The sequence below is a fragment of the Paenibacillus dendritiformis genome (assembly GCF_945605565.1).
Lineage (GTDB): Bacteria > Bacillota > Bacilli > Paenibacillales > Paenibacillaceae > Paenibacillus_B > Paenibacillus_B dendritiformis_A.
The window spans coordinates 5324441-5344563 of sequence record NZ_OX216966.1 but is presented as its reverse complement, the minus strand read 5'-3'; the positions used below and the strand labels follow the sequence as shown (position 1 = coordinate 5344563).

Annotated in this window: 20 protein-coding genes; 12 read left to right on the top strand and 8 right to left on the bottom strand. The window is 56.4% G+C overall.

Annotated elements, in window-relative coordinates:
• Positions 1-41: 41 nt before the first annotated feature.
• The gene (locus NNL35_RS23985) at positions 42-1451 is read left to right on the top strand and encodes a L,D-transpeptidase (protein WP_006679436.1); all 1410 of its coding nucleotides are present in this window, start codon (positions 42-44) and stop codon (positions 1449-1451) included.
• Between the two features lie 83 nt (positions 1452-1534).
• On the opposite strand, the gene NNL35_RS23980 is transcribed toward NNL35_RS23985, so the two are convergent.
• Positions 1535-1672, bottom strand: coding sequence for a hypothetical protein (locus NNL35_RS23980; protein WP_165979827.1), 138 nt, complete (start codon positions 1670-1672; stop codon positions 1535-1537).
• Between the two features lie 250 nt (positions 1673-1922).
• On the opposite strand from NNL35_RS23980, the gene NNL35_RS23975 reads away from it, so the two are divergent.
• Complete coding sequence (locus NNL35_RS23975; RefSeq protein ID WP_181454770.1) at positions 1923-3017, top strand: quinone-dependent dihydroorotate dehydrogenase; 1095 nt, start codon at positions 1923-1925, stop codon at positions 3015-3017.
• Positions 3018-3083: 66 nt separating this feature from the next.
• Positions 3084-3893, top strand: a complete 810-nt coding sequence (yjbM, locus tag NNL35_RS23970) for a GTP diphosphokinase (RefSeq protein WP_006679434.1) — start codon at positions 3084-3086, stop codon at positions 3891-3893.
• A gap of 567 nt (positions 3894-4460) precedes the next feature.
• Here yjbM and NNL35_RS23965 read toward each other — a convergent pair.
• Positions 4461-4628, bottom strand: a complete 168-nt coding sequence (locus tag NNL35_RS23965; RefSeq protein WP_254553800.1) for a hypothetical protein — start codon at positions 4626-4628, stop codon at positions 4461-4463.
• Positions 4629-5195: 567 nt separating this feature from the next.
• Between NNL35_RS23965 and NNL35_RS23960 the strand changes: the two genes are divergently transcribed.
• From NNL35_RS23960 to NNL35_RS23950, 3 genes are read left to right on the top strand one after another with little or no spacing between them, the layout of a single operon-like run.
• Complete coding sequence (locus NNL35_RS23960) at positions 5196-5411, top strand: hypothetical protein (RefSeq protein WP_138985667.1); 216 nt, start codon at positions 5196-5198, stop codon at positions 5409-5411.
• A 40-nt stretch (positions 5412-5451) separates the two neighbouring features.
• Entirely contained in the window at positions 5452-6786 is a 1335-nt protein-coding gene (locus NNL35_RS23955; protein ID WP_006678961.1) for an MFS transporter, read from the top strand.
• 19 nt (positions 6787-6805) lie between these two features.
• Positions 6806-7414 (top strand): ArsR/SmtB family transcription factor, encoded by a 609-nt coding sequence (locus NNL35_RS23950; protein WP_006678960.1) that lies wholly within the window; start codon positions 6806-6808, stop codon positions 7412-7414.
• A 75-nt stretch (positions 7415-7489) separates the two neighbouring features.
• Here the strand turns inward: NNL35_RS23950 and NNL35_RS23945 are convergent, their stop codons facing one another.
• From NNL35_RS23945 to NNL35_RS23935, 3 genes are read right to left on the bottom strand one after another with little or no spacing between them, the layout of a single operon-like run.
• Positions 7490-8572: an efflux RND transporter periplasmic adaptor subunit gene (locus tag NNL35_RS23945; protein WP_006678959.1), complete on the bottom strand. Its 1083-nt coding sequence runs from the start codon at positions 8570-8572 to the stop codon at positions 7490-7492.
• A gap of 46 nt (positions 8573-8618) precedes the next feature.
• On the bottom strand, positions 8619-9995 hold the full coding sequence (locus NNL35_RS23940) for an ABC transporter permease (protein WP_006678958.1): 1377 nt from the start codon (positions 9993-9995) through the stop codon (positions 8619-8621).
• Positions 9992-10717 carry an ABC transporter ATP-binding protein gene (locus tag NNL35_RS23935; protein WP_006678957.1) on the bottom strand — a complete coding sequence of 242 codons (726 nt, stop codon included), beginning with the start codon at positions 10715-10717 and terminating at the stop codon, positions 9992-9994. The genes NNL35_RS23940 and NNL35_RS23935 overlap by 4 nt, the downstream gene beginning before the upstream one ends.
• 279 nt (positions 10718-10996) lie before the next feature.
• Between NNL35_RS23935 and NNL35_RS23930 the strand changes: the two genes are divergently transcribed.
• Positions 10997-11749: a pseudouridine synthase gene (locus NNL35_RS23930; protein ID WP_006678956.1), complete on the top strand. Its 753-nt coding sequence runs from the start codon at positions 10997-10999 to the stop codon at positions 11747-11749.
• A gap of 28 nt (positions 11750-11777) precedes the next feature.
• Positions 11778-12590 carry a Cof-type HAD-IIB family hydrolase gene (locus NNL35_RS23925; RefSeq protein WP_006678955.1) on the top strand — a complete coding sequence of 271 codons (813 nt, stop codon included), beginning with the start codon at positions 11778-11780 and terminating at the stop codon, positions 12588-12590.
• Positions 12591-12661: 71 nt separating this feature from the next.
• On the opposite strand, the gene NNL35_RS23920 is transcribed toward NNL35_RS23925, so the two are convergent.
• Positions 12662-12754 (bottom strand): YjcZ family sporulation protein, encoded by a 93-nt coding sequence (locus tag NNL35_RS23920; protein ID WP_220084753.1) that lies wholly within the window; start codon positions 12752-12754, stop codon positions 12662-12664.
• Between the two features lie 217 nt (positions 12755-12971).
• Here NNL35_RS23920 and NNL35_RS23915 point away from each other — a divergent pair, with 217 nt between their 5' ends.
• Positions 12972-13670, top strand: coding sequence for a hypothetical protein (locus NNL35_RS23915; protein WP_006678954.1), 699 nt, complete (start codon positions 12972-12974; stop codon positions 13668-13670).
• A 95-nt stretch (positions 13671-13765) separates the two neighbouring features.
• Here NNL35_RS23915 and NNL35_RS23910 read toward each other — a convergent pair whose 3' ends face one another.
• Positions 13766-15196: an RsmB/NOP family class I SAM-dependent RNA methyltransferase gene (locus NNL35_RS23910; RefSeq protein WP_006678953.1), complete on the bottom strand. Its 1431-nt coding sequence runs from the start codon at positions 15194-15196 to the stop codon at positions 13766-13768.
• 756 nt (positions 15197-15952) lie between these two features.
• Between NNL35_RS23910 and NNL35_RS23905 the strand changes: the two genes are divergently transcribed.
• Both NNL35_RS23905 and NNL35_RS23900 read left to right on the top strand, forming a co-directional pair.
• A complete protein-coding gene (locus NNL35_RS23905; protein ID WP_006678951.1) occupies positions 15953-16894 on the top strand; it encodes an ABC transporter ATP-binding protein in 942 nt (313 codons plus the stop codon).
• Positions 16891-17649, top strand: a complete 759-nt coding sequence (locus NNL35_RS23900; protein ID WP_006678950.1) for an ABC transporter permease — start codon at positions 16891-16893, stop codon at positions 17647-17649. Before NNL35_RS23905 ends, NNL35_RS23900 begins: the two co-directional genes overlap by 4 nt.
• Before the next feature lie 50 nt (positions 17650-17699).
• Here NNL35_RS23900 and NNL35_RS23895 read toward each other — a convergent pair whose 3' ends face one another.
• Positions 17700-18878 (bottom strand): GGDEF domain-containing protein, encoded by a 1179-nt coding sequence (locus NNL35_RS23895; protein ID WP_100226431.1) that lies wholly within the window; start codon positions 18876-18878, stop codon positions 17700-17702.
• 103 nt (positions 18879-18981) lie between these two features.
• On the opposite strand from NNL35_RS23895, the gene NNL35_RS23890 reads away from it, so the two are divergent.
• Positions 18982-20112, top strand: a complete 1131-nt coding sequence (locus NNL35_RS23890; protein ID WP_006678948.1) for a glycosyltransferase family 4 protein — start codon at positions 18982-18984, stop codon at positions 20110-20112.
• The last annotated feature ends 11 nt before the right edge of the window (positions 20113-20123 follow it).

Below are 20123 nucleotides of genomic sequence, written 5' to 3'. Positions count from 1 at the left end.
CCCGGTACAGAAGACGACTGATGCAGAAGGGAGGAATCAGAATGCCCCCTCAATCCGACCAACCGGCCCCTCAATGGTCCAAAAAAGACCAAGCTTATATGAAAGAGTACCTGGAATCCCATCCGGATAACCGGATGGCCTGGTATTTGCTGGGCAAGCAATATGAGCGTTCCGGGGAGCAAGGGAAAGCGAATTACTGCTTCAACCAGGCGGGAGACATCTATAAAGCGTTCGAGAATGAGCCTCTGCCGCAGGAGACCGTAGAGGAGCAGATGAAGGAGCGGAAGGATCGCGACAGGCGGCGCCGGACGAAGGCGCGCCAGCTGCGGGCCGGGTTATTGGCCATTCTGTTCCTCCTGCTGCTCGTCCTCTTGCCCGGCGGAGAGGCGGCGGCTCCCGATGGAATGCGGCTCAGCGTTCAGCGGGAAAAGGGCCATGCGCCGCCGCCGCAAGAGGAGAGCTCTGGGGGCACCTTCTACCGGCTGGTGGCCGCAGGAGATGACGAGGGCTATGCGCGTGCCTTGAAGCGGATTCTGGAGAAGGATCGGAAGCGGGCAGGCGAGGATGTCGTCGTTCGGATGGAGGCCGATGAAGCGTGGCTCATCTGGTCGCGGACGCCGGAGCCGGTTCTGTTGGCCAGCACCCCGTCCGAAGGCGGTCCGATCGAGATGCTGCCGCTGGCAGAACCGGATTGCCGCTGCGAGGAGGAGAGGCAGGCGGCACGCCAAGGCGCGGCGCTATGGGCGGAAGCGAGCGAGCAGCGGCTGATTGCCAAGTCCGCCTTGACGGCCTATGTGAAGCAGGGCAAGGCTGCTCCGGATCAATGGACCGCCATGGCGAAGGCCTATCCGGCCAATTCCGTATCCGGCACATCGGCGGGAATTGAGCAGGCTTATGCGGAGGTGCTGCAGCTATACCGGAACGGGATGGCCCGCGGAGCCAAGCGGAAGCGGATCGAGCAGGCGCTCTCCCGCATGTGGGCGGATGAGACCGATCCATTCCGCGAGCCGATTCGAATCGTGGTCGATAAAAAACGGCATCGCCTAGGGGTCGTTAGCGGCGGCATCCTGCTTCGCAACTATGAGGTCGGGCTGGGAGGCAGCCGCACGCCGAAGGGGAAATTCGTCATCTCGGAAAAGGTGGTGAATCCGAACGGCTCCTCGACCGGCGCCTTCGGAAGCCGGGGGATGACGCTATCGGATACGCTGTATGCGATTCACGGCACGAATGAGCCGGACAGCATTGGCCGGGACGAATCGCTGGGATGCATCCGCATGCGGCCGGACGATGTCGAGGAGCTGTTCGACATGGTGCCGATCGGGACGGAAGTCAGCATTGTATCGGATGTGCTGCCCGGCGAGCTGCGGGTTCCCGATCCGGAAGATCGCTACCGGCTCGATCTGACGCCGAAGCAGGACAACCCGGACAAGGTCTACCGCTGGCTGGATTAATCGGCACGCGGCACAAAGAGAGAGCCGTGTTCCCTCGGAAGCTCAGGGGCACGGCTCTCTTATTCCTTGAACGGGCAGGAATGTTATCCGTTCGTCACTAGTAAGATGGAAACGATAATGACAATAACCAGCGCGATGCCTCCCGCCCAATAAATGGCTTTCTTGTTCACGGCATCCTGCGGCTTGGTCGCGATAACGGGAGGTTTCCGTTTCGTTGCCATAGTTCATCACCTTTCTTAGAAATCGCTTGTTCACTACCTTAATTGTAATCGTTTTCTGGGCAAAAGGCCAGACGAATTGAAAGTGAATCCAGACTTTTCTTTTGCCGAAGAAAGATTTAAACTATTTGTTAGGGCCAAAAGCGCCTGCTCTCTCCAGGGACGGCTGCCGTGCCGGAGAAGGGGTTGGCGACGAGCCAAAATAGTACCGAAGCAGGCTTATTGTCTGGCATGGATGAACGGAGTGAACACGTTGTTGTATCGATATATTGCAAAACCTCTGCTATTTAAAATGGACCCGGAGCGGGCGCATCATCTCGTCATCGGGGGGATGTCCAAAGCGGGCCGCATTCCGGGCGTGCCAGCGCTGCTGAGAGGGATATACGGGGTTGGAGAGAATCCGGCCTTGAAGACCGAGCTATTCGGCTTGTCCTTCCATACGCCGATCGGGCTGGCTGCCGGCCTGGACAAGAACGCGGAGGCGGTGAGCGGGCTCTCCTCGGTCGGCTTCGGGTTCATGGAAGTGGGAACCGTTACGCCCAAGGGACAGCCGGGGAACGAGAAGCCGCGCATGTTCCGCCTGCCTCCGGACGAGGCGCTTATCAACCGGATGGGCTTCAATAACAAGGGAGCCGACAGCATGCTGCATTCACTGGAAGCGCTGCGGAAGCGGCCAATTCCGGTATGGGTCAACATCGGCAAGAACAAAGTGACGCCGAACGAGCAGGCACAGGATGATTATTTGTCCTGTCTCCGGACACTCTATCCGGTAGCAGACTTGTTCGTCATCAATATCAGCTCGCCCAATACGCCGGATCTGCGCAATCTTCAGCATGGAGACGAATTGAAGTCGCTTCTGCAGGCGGCGGTCTCGGACATGAAGCGGCTGAATGCGGAGCATGGCCGGAACAAGGCCGTGCTGGTCAAGATCGCTCCCGACGTGTCCGACGCCGAGCTGGAGCAAATGACGAATACGATTATGGCGAGCGGCGTATCGGGGATTATCGCGACGAATACGACGCTGTCCCGCATGGGAGCCGAGCACAGCAACCGGCTGGAGGCCGGCGGCTTGAGCGGGCGGCCGCTGGAGGAGCGATCGACCCAGGTCGTATCCCAGCTGTATCGCCTGACGAATGGCTCGATCCCGATTATCGGATCGGGCGGCGTGTTCAGCGCAGAAGACGCCTATCGCAAGATTCGGGCCGGTGCCAGTCTGGTCGAGATCTATACCGGCTTCATCTACCGGGGGCCGGGGGTTAACCGGGACTTGGCGGCGGGGCTGGCCCGCTTGCTGGCGCGGGACGGATTCCGGCATATATCCGAAGCCGTCGGCGCGGATCACCGGTAGAACGATAAAGACATCCGCTTGGACGATCATAGATTACGGACGGTGGGAATGACAGGAGGCGCTTGAATGGACGGAAGAGATTGGGGAAAGTTTTTGCTGCCATATGAGCAGGCCGTCGAAGAGTTGAAGGTCAAATTCAAGACGATGCGCACAGAACTGAAGAAGCGGGAAGAGTATTCGCCGATTGAGTTCGTTACGGGACGGGTGAAGCGCATCTCCAGTATTCTGGACAAGGCGAAGCGGCTGGACGTTCCGATGGACCAGTTGGAGCGCGGAATCGAAGATATCGCCGGCATCCGCATCATGTGCCAATTCGTGGATGATATCCGCAGAGTTGCTGAGTTCATCCGCCATCGCAAAGATATGAATCTGCTGTACGAGAAGGATTATATAACGAACTATAAAGAGAGCGGCTACCGCAGCTTCCACATGATCGTGGAATACCCTGTGCAGACGGCGCTCGGCCAGAAGATGGTCTTGGCGGAGATCCAGATCCGGACGCTGGCCATGAACTTCTGGGCTACCATTGAGCACTCGCTCAATTACAAATACCGGGACAGCCTGCCGGAAGATGTGCGGCTGCGCCTGAAAAAGGCGGCGGAAGCCGCGTTCATTCTCGATAATGAAATGTCCAGCATCCGGCAGGAAATATTGGAGGCGCAGCGCGATTTCGAGGATCAGTCGCGCCTGGTGCATCAATGTCTGGCGCTGATTCAGGAGCTGTACTTTTATCATAAAGTAACGGAAGCCGTCCAATTCCAGCAGCGGTTCAACACGCTGTGGGAGCAGGAAGACCGGGCGGGAATCAAGCAGCTGGAGGAAGATATTATTGATATGCTGCGGCAGGCGAAGAAATCAGGCTCAAACGAAGAATGAGCGGGATGAGCGATGCCGGGGCCGTGAATGAAGCCGTGGTGGCTAACGAACAGTAGAGATGACAGCATAGGGACGGCATCCGGAAGGGGCCGTTCTTTTTTGGCATGAAGCTCAAGTACCAGGGTAAATTGTGGCCGGGCGCTGAAGAGAAGCAGCACATTGAATTAGCAATACACCGCGCTACGGAGAGTGCTGTTCCATAAGTAGTTTTTACCTACATTGAGATCGTCCCCCTGCTTCTCACAGCTCGAATTGCCGAAAAGCTGCAAGAATACAGTTTTCCATTTTGACGTCTACTCCGTTACCGACATTTCTGGAAAACTCAGGCTGTTGAGAAAGTCCAAGGGATTTTTGGCACTTCATTTTTTATGTGGTGGATCTCGTCTCTCCGTAGAAAAAATCGATTTAAAACGCTATGCTTGCCAAGTTTTGAGTAGGAAAATGGACAATCTCCACCCCTTCGTAAAAAACAGGGGTTTTCCAATGACCTGAAAACTGCACCATTTCCCTAGACACGTCTATCCGGTAGGCGAAATCCGCAAAACTACACGATTTCTCCAGACACTTCTATTCGGTAAGCGAAATCCTGCGCAAATACAGCAATTCGATATGGACGACTTTACCAGAAGGGGAATCCTGCACAACTGCAGGAATTTCACCCATGTCGCTTCGACTTGAAGCAAAAGGGCCATAAATGATGTAGATTTGCAGCAATTCCTCGGGATGTGGACTCATTGAGCCGAAATTCCTGTAAAATAGCAGCAATTCCCTCCGCACGTCCAAGCCCCAGGAGGCAACGATGCCTCCTGAAGGCAACGAGGCGATGATTCCTCCTGGAGGCGATGATGCCCCCAGGATCCGACGCGGCCTTTTGGATTCCCTTAAAATCAGGCCGTTGAGAAGTCTGTGGCAATTTTCTCCACTTCATTTTTTATATGGTGGATCTCGTCTCTCAGTAGAAAAAATCGACTTAAAACGCTTTGAGTGCCAAGTTTTGATTAGGTAAATGGACATCTCCACCCCTTCGTAAAAAACAGGGGTTTTCCAACAGCCTGAAAACTGCAGAATTTGCTGCCATGCCCAATGGGTTGAAAGGAAAAATCGGCGAAAAGGATGTACTTATGCAGCAATTTCATCAGTTAGCGGCAGAAATAGCGTAAATTCCTGCACAACTGCAGGATTCACTGCCTCAACCATCTTCCGCTGCTTGTCCCGCCGCCGTCTTTCCCGCCTGTTGTTAGTTTGCTGGGGGCATTCTCTTTTTCGTATTTTTAGGGTTTGTGTTTATAATGGGAAGTTTACTTGACTGACAATCGAATGTTCCCGAGTAAAGGGTTGTCTCAACGGGAGACAGCCCTATTTGGCGTTTCCGCAAATGGTTGCGACTGGCATGCAGGCAAAAGGAAAGGGGAGGAAGCTAGAGCAAAGCGAATATCCGGAGAAGAATCCGATTTTACCGTTAAAAATATTTTTAACGAATATTTAAAAGACTATTTACAAAACATTTTTTATCACTAAAATAGTTTTTAACGATAAAACAATTTTGGAGGATGTCCTTATGAAACTGCTCTTCAGCAATTCTTCCTACCGGCGATTATGGTGGGCCCAGCTCATCTCCGAGTTTGGCGACGGAATTACCCGCCTGGTCGTTATTTTCCTGGTCGCTCACTTGTCGGACAGTCCGCTGGCGCTGAGCATGGTCGTGTTGTCTCAGGTGCTGCCTCAGATGCTGTTCGGGGCATTCGTCGGGCCGCTCGTCGATCGGATCAACCGTCCGCTGCTGATGGCCGTTTCCGATATCTACCGCGCGGGTATCGTGCTGGCGTTCATCCTGGCGCAAGACAGCCTGCCGTTCATTTATGCGCTGATCTGGCTGCAGGGCATCGGCACCGTCTTTTTCGAGCCGGCGCGCTCCGCCCTTATACCGCGCCTTGTCGGCAAGGAGCAGATTAGCTCCGCAGTATCCCTGTCGCAGGCGACATTTATGTCCATGAGGCTGGTAGGTCCCGCGCTGGCCGGACTGCTCATTCCACTCGGTCATTTCGGCTGGCTGTTCACCTTCAACGCCATTACTTTTCTTCTGTCCGCCGTCTTCGTCTTCTCGCTGCGCGGAGTGGAGCCATTGAAACTGAGCGGTGCGCAAGCGAAGGGCGCCAAGACGGCAACCGAAGAGCATGAAGCAAGGGAAATACCGCAAGAGAAAGAAAAGAAGATGTCGTATATGGCGTCGTTCAAAGAAGGGCTGGTCCAAATGTACCGGCATGAAGGCCTGTTCGCCCTGCTTATGCTGGTCGTTCCGGTGATGCTGGTCGTCGGGGTCATCAATTCGAACCTCAATGCGGCGCTGCTCCAGACGTTCCGCATTCCGGCGGAGCATTTCGGCTTCGTCTCCAGCGTTATTGGCGCCGGAAGCATCATCGGCGCGATAGCGGCGCCTCACCTGCTGCGCCGCATTCAACCGAGTGCGCTGCTGCTGACCGGGATAGCGGGCATTGGAGCCGCTTGCATCTTCATTCTGCCGCTGGCGCCGATATACGCCAATACGAGCGTCATCAGCATCTACGTATGGGCACTCTTGACCGGGTTCACTATCTCTTGCACGAACGTTCCGCTCAGCAGCTTGTTCCTGACTCTGATGCCGGATGAGATAAGGGGCAGGGGGTCGGCGGTATTCGGAACCGTCGCCGAGACGGGCACCGTGATCGGGATTGGCCTGGGCGGCGTGTTCGCGGTCTGGTTCGGGGTGCTGGAGGCCACGGCGGTGGCAGGGGGGCTGCTTGTTATTGTCTCTATCGTTTTCCCTCTGTTAAAATATAGTCGAGCCTTAAAAAGGAATACAGCAGGCACGATGACCCCGCCGGAAGGAGACGCGCAAGCGGTTATGCCTTCTTAGCGGTTAAGGAGGCCATGGATTGAAGAATCACCGTATTATTTCAGATCTCGAGCTGGCGAAGGCCCTTCTTGACTCGAGAAGAACCCAAATACTGCGATTGGCGCGGGAAGAGCCGGTAACGGTCAAGCAGTTGGCGGAACGCCTCAACGAGAAGCCTTCCCGCTTATACTATCACGTCAAAAAGCTGGAGGAGCTGGATCTGCTGCAATTGGTGGAGACGAAGCAGCATGGCAATCTGATCGAGAAGTATTATCAGACGAATCTGATGCAACGCAGTTATACGTTCGATCGCGAGCTGGCGGCGGAGAATTCCGCCTATATTTTGCAGGAACTGTCAAGGGTGTTCCAGGAAGGCATCGGCATCATCGAAGAGCAGATTCACTTGGTTCGCCACGGCGAGAAGATGCTGGCCGAGGCGAATATCGCGTACCGCAGCATGACTCCGAAGGAATGGGAGCAAAAAATGGCGTTGATCCGGGGATCGGTAGCCGCAGAGAATGGCTCCGATACGGTCGAGCCCGATGAACAAGAAGATCTGGGACCTTACGCCGATCAGACGGAGGAGGACGATTATGTCTTCGTCACGCTGTCTTACCGGCTGAAGGATGTGCGGACCCCGAAGGCGTGACAGGCTCCGGCAGAAAGCGAAGAGCCCCCGGCATGATGATTGCTTCATGCCGGGGGCTCTTGCTCTGGCTGGTTGCTATTGCAGGACGACCTGATCGCCTTCCTTCAAGCCTTCCAGCACTTCCGTTTTTTCCGGAGTCTCCATTCCGATCTTGATATCTCTCCGTTCGATTTGTCCGTTGCCCTTGTCAAGGAAGACATAATACTGGTCCTTCTCGCGCAGCACGGCCACGGTTGGAACGACGATAGCGTCATCCTTGCGCTCGGTCTCGATCTGGCCGGTGAGGCTTAGTCCGGCGATGAGCTGCTTATTCGGCTCCAGCCCGATGATGACCTCGAATTGAGCGGGCTGATTCGTATTCTTCTCATCGGTGCCCGCCTTGGCGAATTTGGATACTTTGATGACTTTTCCGGTCAGCTTAACCTGCTTCAGGGCGTTGATCTTCACTTCGACCGGCATGCCTTCCGCGATGCGGAATACATCCTGCTCTCCGACAAGCGAGACGAGCTGGAGCTTGTTCAGATCGACGATCTTGCCGAGGCGGTCATTGCTGTTCACCTGGGAAGGAATCTTCTTCGGATCCTCGAACAGGAAAATGCCGGATGCCGGCGCCCGGTAGTGGGCTTCGTTCAGCTTCTTCTGCTTGTCCGCAATGTCCCGTTCCTGGATATCCAGGGTGACTTCGCTTAATTCCTCTTGAAGCTTCTGGGCTTCCCGCTGCACGAATACTTTTTTGCGGTCCGCCTCCGTTACGCCAAGCGCTTGATCCTCCTGTCCGAGCGCGCTCTGGACTTCCGTCAGTCTCATTTCCAGGCGCTGCTTCTTGATTGTCGCTTGCGTCTGCGCGATTTCATTCTCCAGGGCCGTCGAGTCGAGCTGGAACAGGACGTCTCCCTTTTTAATCTGCTGGCCTTCCTTCACGTTCCACTGTCTTACTTCCGCGCCGAACGGAGCGTGCACGAACGTCTCCTGCTCATAGCCTGACTTCCCTTTGACTTCAATGCTGTTCACCAGTGTTTCTCTCGTCACGGGGAAGGTGATGGCGTCATTGTTCTCCATCGCCGTCTCCGGGGCGGGAGGATTGCCGAATGAATAGAGTCCGTAACTGATTCCCGCGAGTACCAGGATAATGATTGCCCATTTTATTTTTTTCTTCATTCCGGTGAGCGGACCTCCTTAGTCTATAGTTGTGGCGCGACTGCGATCAATCGCGCTTGATGGCCGTCAGCGCATCGGTGCGCGACGCGCTTATCGCAGGATAGAGGCCCGATATGACCCCGGTCATAATAGCGAAGGCGATGCCGATCGGAATAAAGTTGGACGAAATGAAAATAATCGGATCCCCGCTGCCGTCTGACATGGCCCCTGCGGCCGCCCCGTTGATCGCCCAGACGATCCAATAGGACAGCATAATGCCGACCAGACCGCCTACCAGGCCAAGCAGCGCCGCTTCGATGATGAACATATTGCGGATCTGCTTCAAGTTGGCGCCCAGCACCTTCATAATTCCGATTTGCCGGCGGCGCTGATACGTTGACATCGTCATCGCGACGACGATGGAGATGGAAGCGATGAACAAGACGAACAAGCCGATGCCAAGGGCGATCGTGCGCACGATCGCGAACTGCTCCTTCAGACGATCTATCTGGTGAAGGTTGGTGCTCGTGTTCAGGACGAGCTTTTTGATTTGCTTTTCGACCTGTTCCACATGCTTCTGATCGTCGATCTTGACGACTAGCGAATTGTATGTACCTGGCTTGGGAACGGAATCCCCTTCGATCTTCAGCTCTTGCTGCAGTAATTCGGCGGTCTCCAGCGAGACATACGCCTTCTTGTCGTACATGACCATATCATCCGTGCTGCCGGCCGGCTTCTTGAGCACGGCGGCCACGCGAAGCGGGGAACTGGCCTGCGGCTGCTTGCCGTCCTCCGCACCGAACGGGATCAGCCGGATCTGGCGCTGATAGAGCGAGCTCGGCGTACGGCTCAGATTGCGGTATTGCTGCATTAATGCATCGTCGTACGGGTTCTCGTTCAACTGCTTCATCAGCTTGTCCATCGTCTCCTCGTCGACGAGTCCGAGGGTGGCCCCGTAATTCAGAATGACGGTCCCCGTCAAATCGGAAGCCGAGCCCTGCATGAATTCATGGCCGAAGTCGGTCAGCGCATTCAGGTCGGTGCCGATAATCTCCAGGCCGGACTTGCGCTCGTCGGCTGTCTCCATCTGCATATAGCCGAGCTGCTGAAAAGCGGCTACCGCCTTGACGTGCGGAATATTGCGGATGACCTCCAGCTTCTGCTCGGTAATCTGCCCGCGTTCCTCGGCTTCACTGTTATCGCTTTTGCCTGCGTTCTGCGCGCTCGGGTCCGAGACGCCCTTATTCGGAGTGACGGTAATCTCGTCCATTTTCAGAAAAGAATTCAATTGCTTCTCCGCGAACACCTGGGCCGATTCCCCGACGCTCATCGCGACGACGATAGAAGCGCAGCCGATCGAGATGCCGATGGCGCACAATCCGGTGACCACCTTGCGCCGCTTCAACTGATCCCAGGACAGCCGGATATAATCAGCGATTCTCAATGGGTCTCACCTCCGGACAGGACCGCTTCTTCCTGAGCTTGCTTCGGAGCGGGGCTGTCATCGTGCAGATGGCCATCTCTTAACGTAAGAATGCGCTTCGTATGTTCAGCCACTTCATGCTCGTGGGTGACAATGATGAATGTCGTATCCATCGTCTTGTTCAACTGCTTCAAAATCGCAATAATCTCCTCCTCGGTCCGTGTATCGAGATTCCCCGTCGGCTCGTCGGCAAAAATAACGGACGGATCCGTGATAAGCGAACGGGCGATACTGACCCGCTGCTGCTGTCCGCCCGAGAGCTGGGACGTGAACAACTCTGACTTGTCGGGAATGCCGACCTGTTCTAACAGGCGCATCGCCTTGGCCTTCCGCTCCGAAGGGGCGACGCCCTGAAATATGAGCGGCAGCTCGACGTTCTCCCGCACGGTGAGATTCGCGATCAGCTCATACGCCTGAAAAATAAATCCGATGTGTCCGCGCCGAAATTCGGCCAACTGGTTCTCGTTCATCGTGACGATGTTCTGATCGGCGATATATATGCTGCCTTCCGTCGGCTTCATCAGTCCTGCCATCAGATTCAACAGGGTTGATTTGCCGGAGCCGGAGCTCCCAAGCAGGGCGACCATCTCTCCGCGCTGCACACTGAACGATACCGAGTGCAGCACCTGGGTCGTCTCCGGCCCGTTTTTGAAAGCGTGCGACAGATTTTCAACACGTAACATCCGTCTCCTCCTCTCTCTCATTGTCTGTAGTCCCGGATGATTGTGAAAACAATGTTTTCATACGGTTATTGTACAATAAAGTTTCCCCGTTGCGGGCATACATGACAATAATGTAAGTCTGTTTGCCGATAGACGAGAAGAGGGGGAAGCAACCCTTCACTGGTTTCTTTTCCAAAACGCACAACAACATGGTATGCTGAGAAGGACATGTTCTGCATTAGGGCCATGCGATCCGCAGGGACAAGAACGGTTACAGGCAGAGGAGGTGACCCTGTCGTCATGGGCAAAATGATGCGGATCGACAAGCTGCTCGCGCATATGGGCCGGGGTTCCCGGTCGGATATCAGAAAATGGGCCAAGGCGGGGCGGATATCCGTCAACGGCAAGAGCGTGAAGGATAGCGGCCATCAGGTCGATCCGGAACAGGATGTCGTCCGGCTGGACGATGAGATCGTGCTGTACCGCGAATATATTTACGTGATGATGAACAAGCCTCAGGGCGTTATCTCGGCGACGGAGGATACGCGCGAGCGGACGGTGCTTGATCTGCTCCCGGCAGCGCTGCGGCATTTCGAGCCGTTCCCGGTGGGCAGGCTGGATAAAGATACGGAAGGATTGCTTCTGATCAGCAACGACGGGCAATTGGCCCATCAGCTGCTGTCTCCGAAGAAGCATGTCCCGAAGACCTACTTCGCTCATGTGGCAGGCGAAGTGACCGCCGAAGACGGCGCCAGCTTCGCCGCGGGCGTAACGCTGGATGACGGTTATGTAACGGCTCCGGCGCGGTTGAACATACTCGGTCACCGAACGGATGGGGAAGGGAACGTCCTGTCGGATATCGAGCTGACGATAACGGAGGGGAAATTCCATCAGGTGAAGCGGATGTTCGCCGCGGTCGGCAAGAAGGTCGTCTATTTGAAGCGTCTCTCGATGGGAACGCTGGAGCTGGACCCGCAGCTGAAGCCCGGACAATGGCGCGAATGCAGCCCGGAAGAGATAGAACGGCTGCGCTCGGGACACAATGAGGGATAGAACCGACAGAAGGGGAGAGAGAAGACCTATGAATTACCGAATGATTGCCTTGGATATGGACGGGACGCTGTTGAATGACGATCACGCGATTACGGGGCGAACGGCCGCTACGATACGCAGCGTAGCGGAGCAAGGTGCGGAGATTGTGCTCTGCACCGGACGCGCCCCGCAGAGCACGCTGCCTTATTTGGACGAGCTGGGGCTGGAAGGGGTTGTCATTACGCATAACGGAGCGGCGACCGTCGCATCGAAGGGCCGGCGCGTTCTGCACCGGTTCGATATTCCGCCGCAGGATCTGGAGCCGTATATTCAATATTGCCGCGAGCAAGGCGTTCATTTCAATATCAATACGGTGTTCGATCTGTACGTGGATGACCGGGAGGGGATGATGCCGGAGATGCTGGATCTCTACGCGCAGTTCCTTATCGAGCCGAAGCAGCTTCCAAGCTGGGACGCGCTGGATGACGCGCCGGTCAAAATGACGATAAGCGGGCAAAAAGAAGAGATGGATCGGGTGGAGGCGGAATTGGGCCTGTGGGATCATCAATTGCATTATATCCGCTCCGGTGATTATTTCATTGATATTATGCACCAGGATGCGACCAAGGGCAGCGCGCTGGCGAAGCTGGCGGAGCTTCGCGGCATTGCCCCGGAGCAGGTGCTCGCCATCGGCAATTACTATAACGATCTGTCGATGATTCAATTTGCGGGCATGGGCATCGCAATGGATAATGCGCCGATTGAGGTGAAAGCGGCCGCACAGGAAGTCACGAAGTCGAACAATGAAGAAGGCGTGCATGATGCGCTAGTCAAGCACTGTCTGGAAGCGGGAGCGCGTTAGGCTTCTGCGATGGACGGGCTAACGCGGAATAGGCGGGGGCATCCCCGCCTTGCTTGTTCCTGCTGTTTCTGTTAGTAGATGAACGCTTTCGATACGATGACCAGCAAAATGAACAATACGAGAATGACGCCTGTCGATGTGAAATGCCCAAATCCTGCACCCATGGAAACATTCCTCCCTTGTTCGATATGAAGCGGAACAGAGCGATGGATGCGCCAACGGGGCGGTGTCCTCCCCTTGTTCCGACATCCACAGAATATGCAAGGGAATCCGGCTTCGATTGGACGGATATCCTGAGCCTTCTGGGGGATTGTAACGGCAAGGAACGGGCAACCTTATAGTATACCGGATATACCGGAAATGGTAAGGGAGGACACGCAGATGATTCAATTTCGCCCTGACTTCCGGACGGCAAGCGGGGAATCGCAGGACGTGCTGTTCAACGGAGCCTACGCAGGGGAGTTCATCTGGCTATACCGGGAGCGGGAACGGCTTCAAGGAATCTTCGTCATGGACGGAACCGATGTGCAGGAGCGGCACCGGACCGCTATCGAGGAACAGGTCGAGCGCTATGTCCGGCATACGGCGGATGCGCTGGGCGTCGCCGATCTGGAGGTCGTGTTCGTGACGGGACAAGTGCAGCGCATCGTCACGAATGATGATGCTGCGGAATATCGGGCAGAGGCGCCAGGGCCGCAAGCAGGGCCGCTCGGCATCGGCCCGGAAGACGGGCTGGAGCTTGCTCCGGACGAGGAAGACATGACAGAAGGAGCGGGCGATCGGATTCACGTGATTTTGGCGCGGGATGACGGCAGCGCGCTGCTCTATGATATTTACCGCGATCATAACGGCTCTCTGCCGGTCGGAGAGGCGACCATCAGCACCGACGGGCCGGCAATGTCCGGGTATATCGATTTTCGGGTGCCGGGAACGGGAGCCGATCGGGCCTGCATCGGCCAGGAGCTCGCCTGTCAATTGGCGAAGGATAAGCAGGTGCAGTCGCTCCATCTGACGATGATGTTCCATAACGAGATGATTGACGAATTGATCGTGGATTGCGCGTCCAACGGACAGGGGTAACCGTTAACCTTGCAGAGGCAAAGCTCCCAAGGGGCATTTGAAGCTGCAAGGTCAGCGGTTTTTTTGTGTTGAGCGGGAGATGGACAACCTCTTGCTTAACTGAGCGCGCGGAGGCCTTTGGGAAGATGGTTTTTGATCATGCCGTCGGACGCTTTGCCCCAGCCGATCGGCAGGCCGTCGACGGCGACGAGGGTCCAGCCCTTGGCGGCGCCAAGTTCCGGGTTCAGCGCGATCGGTTCGCCGCGCAGATAAGCGGCAATGCGCGGATCGTCCGCCGCCATGTCGCAGCAGAGCGCGGCCTGGTCCGCGGCGGCGCAGGCCATCGCGAGCGCATGGGCCGGTTCGATGCGGTTCTTGCGCATATGGGCGAGATGAAGCCCGGGACGGGGCAGGCGCAACCCGGCGAATACGGAAGCGTCATCCAGCAGCGCCCGCGCCGCAGGATGAGCATCGGGAACGTAGTACAGCTCGTCCCCGAACAGCAGCGGCCTCCCTGGCGGAAGCTCCAGGCCGGGCAGATGCTCGCGGGCCCATTCGGCGTACTGCCGGAACGCGGCCGCCGCCGCATTCGCTCCGGCAGAGCCTGTGCCCTTGCGCCCGCCGCGCCGGCCGGATGGCGCACAGGCCGTTCCGTCCGCCGCGCCTGGCGCGGAGAGGGATTTCTTCAACAGCGCGACGAAATGCCCTTCGCCCCGATGGCGGTGCGGCCACAGACGTTCCATGCGCACCAGCTCGAATTCGGGATACGCCTCCAGCCAATGAGCGATGATGTTCTCGTTTTCCTGACGATTGAAGGTGCAGGTCGAATAGACGAGGCTTCCTCCCGGCCGAAGCATCCGGACAGCCGCCCGGATAATATCTCTCTGACGGAGCGCGCATGCCTCCACATGCTCGGGTGACCATTCCTTGACCGCTTCCGGATCTTTGCGGAACATCCCTTCGCCGGAGCAGGGCGCATCCAGCATAATGCGGTCGAAGCTGTACGGGAACCGTTCGGCTAATGCATGCGGATCCGACTGGGTGACGATGCAGTTGACGATGCCCATCCGTTCCATATTTTCGGCCAGTATTTTGGCTCGCTGCGGGTGGATCTCGTTGGCGATAAGCAGTCCTTCGCCCCTCATCCTCCCGGCAATCTGCGTCGCCTTCCCTCCCGGAGCCGCGGCCAGATCCAGCACGAACTCGCCCGGCTGCGGATCGAGGAGCTCGGCGGCAGACATGGCGGAAGGCTCCTGAATGTAATACAATCCGGCATGATGGTAGGGATGCTTCCCGGGCCGGGCCGATTCTTCATAGTAATATCCTTCCGGACACCAAGGGACGGGCTCCAGACCGAAGAGGGCGGCCGCGTTCCGGCGGGCCGTCTCATGCCGGCTCCACTTCCCGGGCTGAATGCGCAGGCCGTAGGTCCGGGGCTCTTTGTAGCTGTCGAGGAAGGGGGCGAACGGCTCGCCGTCCGCTTCGAATTGGCGCTTCATCTGTTCTTGATAAGCCAGAGGCAATTCATCAGGCAGTGATAGTGACATCGCATTAACTCCTTGTATGATAAAATGGGCCATGCCCTCGTCATCCCGGCAAGAAAAAAGCCGCTGATTCCCGGGAAGAGAACGAGCGGCAATCTGCGCTTTCTCATGTATCTTGCCCTGAACGGCGGGCCGGAATCCGGCCTACGGTCATGACATGGTGCAGAACCTGCAAGGTTCACGGGAAACTTTTAAAATAAGAAAATAAGGTCAAGGATGCTCATTATGGAATAGAAAACAAAGGCGATTCCAATACATAACATCATGATTCTGATAAACCATGGCAATCGGGGAGGAGGGAAGGAAGCGATCATACCGACCGTCAAAAATAAAACTCCCGCCAGAAAGGTATAAATGAATCCGAAGATATCCATGCCTTCCCCCTATCGCGTGATATACTCAGTGCAGATCATGATCGTAAAGCCGTTACAATTTTACTATAATCCAATTGAATGATTCAATTATAGATGCGTATTCTCCCAGGCCGCATGAACAGAGCCCCTGAAGCATACGGCAAAGCATCCCGCCGGATGGTTCGTTCCGAACGGGCTGCCGAGCGAAAAAGCAGGCCTGCAGACCGAAGGAATTTGGACGCAAGCGAAACGAGTTGGCCGATGATGCGTACGTAATAGATGTCCTGTCCGATCGCCAGTCGCGGCAATGTGGATTCCGCAGTTGGAATGAAGGGAAGAATCCGGTAAAGTAAGTCAGAGAGATGAAGCAACATGAGCAGCTGTACTTTGGAAGGAGTGAGATTCGATGCAAGCCACCGATGATACCGTTGTAGAATTGGAAGGCGTGACGAAGAAAATTCGGGGGAAAACGATTATCGATAATTTGTCGTTCCGCGTGCGGCGCGGGGAAGTCTATGGCTTCCTCGGTCCGAACGGCGCAGGCAAGACGACAACGATCCGCATGATCGTCGGGCTGATGTCCATGACCTCGGGACGAATCCGGATTGAGGGCCATGACATTCGGACCGACCGGGCCAAAGCGATGACCCATGTCGGGGCGGTCGTCGAAAATCCGGAGCTGTACAAATTTATGAGCGGACGAAAAAATCTGCTTCATTTCGCCCGCTTGAGCGGCAAATCGATCAGCGAGGAGCGGATCGAGGAAATCGTGCGGCTCGTCGAGCTCGAAAATGCGATAGACAAAAAGGTGAAGAACTACTCGCTGGGGATGCGGCAGCGGCTCGGCATCGCGCAGGCCCTGCTTCACGATCCTTCGATTCTGATCTTGGACGAGCCGACGAACGGGCTCGATCCGGCCGGCATCCGGCAGCTGCGCGACTATTTGCGCCGCCTGGCGCGGGAGGAGAAAATCTCGATTCTCGTATCGAGCCATCTTCTCTCGGAGATCGAATTGATGTGCGATCGGGTCGTCATCATCCAGAACGGCAAATTCGTAGGGGAACGGGAGCTGAATCCGTCCGCGGACGTGGCGGAAGCGCGGCCGGCCACGATCTATCTGGAGGTGGACCGGGCCGAGGAAGCGCTGCAGGCGCTCGCTGCGGCCGACTGGCAAGCGGCCCGGGACGAAGCGCGTTCCGGCATAACGGTGAACGTGATGCGGAACGAGATTCCGAAGGTCGTCGAGAAGCTGGTCCATGCGGGCATCGCGATCTATGAGGTCCGGACCTCGGCGCCGACGCTGGAAGATACCTTCCTGACGATGACGAAAGGAGGCCGGATCGAATGAGTTACTTTTTCTCGCTCGTCCAGAATGAATGGATGAAGACGAACAGCAAGCGGCAAGCTCCGTATTATTATATTTTTCTCGCGTTGATGGCGGTGCTGCTCGGCGTTGTCACCCGGTTTTTCGTGTTCAAGGACGGCGCCATGCCTTATTTGGGATTTGCCGATACGTTCGTGTTCATCGCCCGGCCGCTGACCACGATCTTCATCATTATCGTCGCGGCGCAGACGATTACGGACGAATTCAAGGACGGCACGATCAAGCAACTGTTAATCCGGCCGGCGAGCCGCGCGCTTGTCCTGGCCTCGAAATGGGTGAATGCGCTCCTCGTGCTGTTCGCGGCCTATATGATTATTTTACTGCTTGGATTGGGTGTCGGCGCAGCGCTGTTCAATCTGTCCGCAGAGGACGCTTCCTTGATGGATTCGGTCGTGGCGCTCTTCCTTGGTTATTCGGATGCGGCCTTTCAACTGACGCTGGCATTCATGATTGCGGTGCTGACCCGGAGTCTGGGATTATCCATCGCGCTGCCGATCATTTTCCAGATGCTCGCCGGAACCGTCGCGATGATGCTGCATGAGAAGGTATGGTATAAATGGCTGGTGTTCCCGCATTTGAACTGGGGGCCTTATTTCGGAGAAGGCCAATTGCCATATGAAGGGGCGACGTTAGGCTTCAGCCTTATGATGTACGCGATATATTTTGCCATTCTGCTCGCCATCTCGTTCTTCGTCTTCCAGAAGCGCGATGTGCAGTGAGAGATGAACAGCGCCCCTGCCGGAATCCGTTCCGGCAGGGGCGCTTCTGTTCAGCGGCCGCCCGCGGAAGCGCGCTTGCGCCGGCGGGGGCTGCCGATGGTCTCGTAATCGGTCACTCTATTCTTGCCTGTCGTCTTCGAGTGGTACATCGCCTGATCCGCTTCTCTTACCAGCTCCTCGGGAGTCATCCCGCTGCGCAGCGTGCTGTGGCCGACGCTGACGGTAACGCTGGTCTCCGACTCCACTCTCCGGCGGATATTCTCGGCCAGCTGCTCCACGCGGGCATGGGGATCGACAATCAGCGCCACCAGTTCCTCGCCTCCGAAGCGCCCTGGAATGCCGGCTTCCTCGACTTCCTCCCGAATGATCGCGGAGACCAGCTTCAGCTCATCATCCGCCTTGTCATGCCCCTGCGTATCGTTCAAGTTCTTGAAATTGTCGATGTCGCAGAAAATAAGCGAGACGGCGGCATCCTTCTGGGCATAGCTCTGCATCGCCTTGAAGAGATAGCGGCGATTGTACAGCTGGGTCAGTCCGTCGGTAATCGAGGATCGGTATGTCCGCTGAAGATGCTCGACCACGCGCTCGAACAGAATGAAGAACATGAGCGTGAAATAAACGAGCGGAAGCGCGTGCTCCAGGTAGAACAGGAGCGTGTTCATTCCGCTGAAATAGATCGAGTTGACGCCGGACGACAAGTTCATCAAAAAATTGACGAGCAGGGTGAACGCATATTTCACCCGCTGTCCCGCACGCGGGCCAATCCAGAAATAGCAGAATACGGTGAACGTCATATGATAGACTATGAGCGGCCATGTCGGCTTGGCAGACATTCCGTACTGCTCCGCCAGGATGAGGGATAGGGCGATGGCGCCCGCCAGCAGCAGCAGAGCGGCCAGCGCGTACACCCGCATTCTCCGGTTGCTGCGCTTGTACAGCCGCAGCACCGCCAGATTCATCAGCAAAAAAGAAAACGCTTGCAGAGCCGTTCTTCCTATGCCATACTGGTCGAACCATCCGGGAAACCATTCATAATCGGTAAGGTCCAACGTCCGCTCGAACGCGATGAGAAGCAGGGCCGCGATGAATAGAATATAGGCTCCGGAACGCTGCCTGGAATAGAGGCGAACGGTCATCAAAAGCATAATGAATAAAATATACATCATACACGCCGACGTCACCGCGACGGCGGTGCTGCCGGAGAACTCTGGGATAAAAAGCCGATTCATCGCAATCGATAGCTCCATCTGCGTAGTCTTTACTGAAACATATGTTCTAATATATCATAAATGGTAGACATCGAAAAGCGAAAGCAACATGAAGGAGGCTGGCATGAAAATATTGCAGGCGTTGTTTTTCCCGCCGGAACAGCCGGGAGGCGTGTCCTCCATGGTTCCATATATACAAGACCGGTTCCAGCTCCCCCGATGGGAGATGGAGCTGTTCTCGCTGCCCAAGCGGCTGCGGGGCAAAGGGCAGGAGGAGATCGCGTTCGCGACCTTCGACTGGACCGCATACGGCGATTCTCCGATCGTAGACAAATATATTCAGACGATCCGCGATTACATATGGTGGACGAGACGGCGAATCACCTCCTCTTATGATCTCATCCATGCCCATCATCCGATTGCCGGCTGGGTGATGAAGCGGCTCTTCCCCGAGACGCCAGTCATTCTGACGGTTCATTCCAGCTATGAGCGGGAGCTGCTTCTGAACGGCAAAATCGAGCCGGACGGACCGGAGTTCCGCTTCCTGACCTCTCTGTACGGGGAACTGGAAGCGCATGTCGATCTGATGATGACGGTATCGAATTCGTTCCGGCATGACCTGGCGCCCTACGTCGCGCGTCCGGAGCGGATCGAGGTGCTGCCGAACGGCTTCGACGAGAAGCGGTTCCGGCCGATTGCCCATGAGAATGAAGTGCCCCAGCTCATTGTCGTATGCCGGCTTGTCCCGGCGAAGGGGCTCGACGTGCTCCTACGGGCTTGCGCCGAGCTGAAGCGGCGCGGCCGTCCTTATGTGCTCCACATTATCGGCGACGGTCCGATCCGCGAGGATCTGGAGCGGCTCGCTCAGGAGCTGGGCATCTATGACGAGACGATATTTTATGGTTATATGCTCCATCCGGAGGAGTTCATGCCGTTCTCGGACATCTTCGTGCTGCCATCCCGCGCGGAGGCGTTCGGCTCGGTGTTCGCGGAGGCGGCGCTGTGCGGGCTCGCCCTGGTGGGAACGAATGTCGGCGGCATCGCCGAGCAGATCACCGACGGGGTGAACGGACTGCTCGTGCCCGTCGACGAGCCGGAGGCCCTCGCCGCGGCGCTGGATCGGGTCATGACGGACCCGGCGTTCCGCTATGAGCTGTCACGGACGGCCTGGACAAAGGCGAAGCAGGATTACTCGCTGAGCGGCGTCGTGAACGATCTGAAGCGGATCTATCTCCGCTTCCGCGTCAAGGATTGACTTCTTCGTTC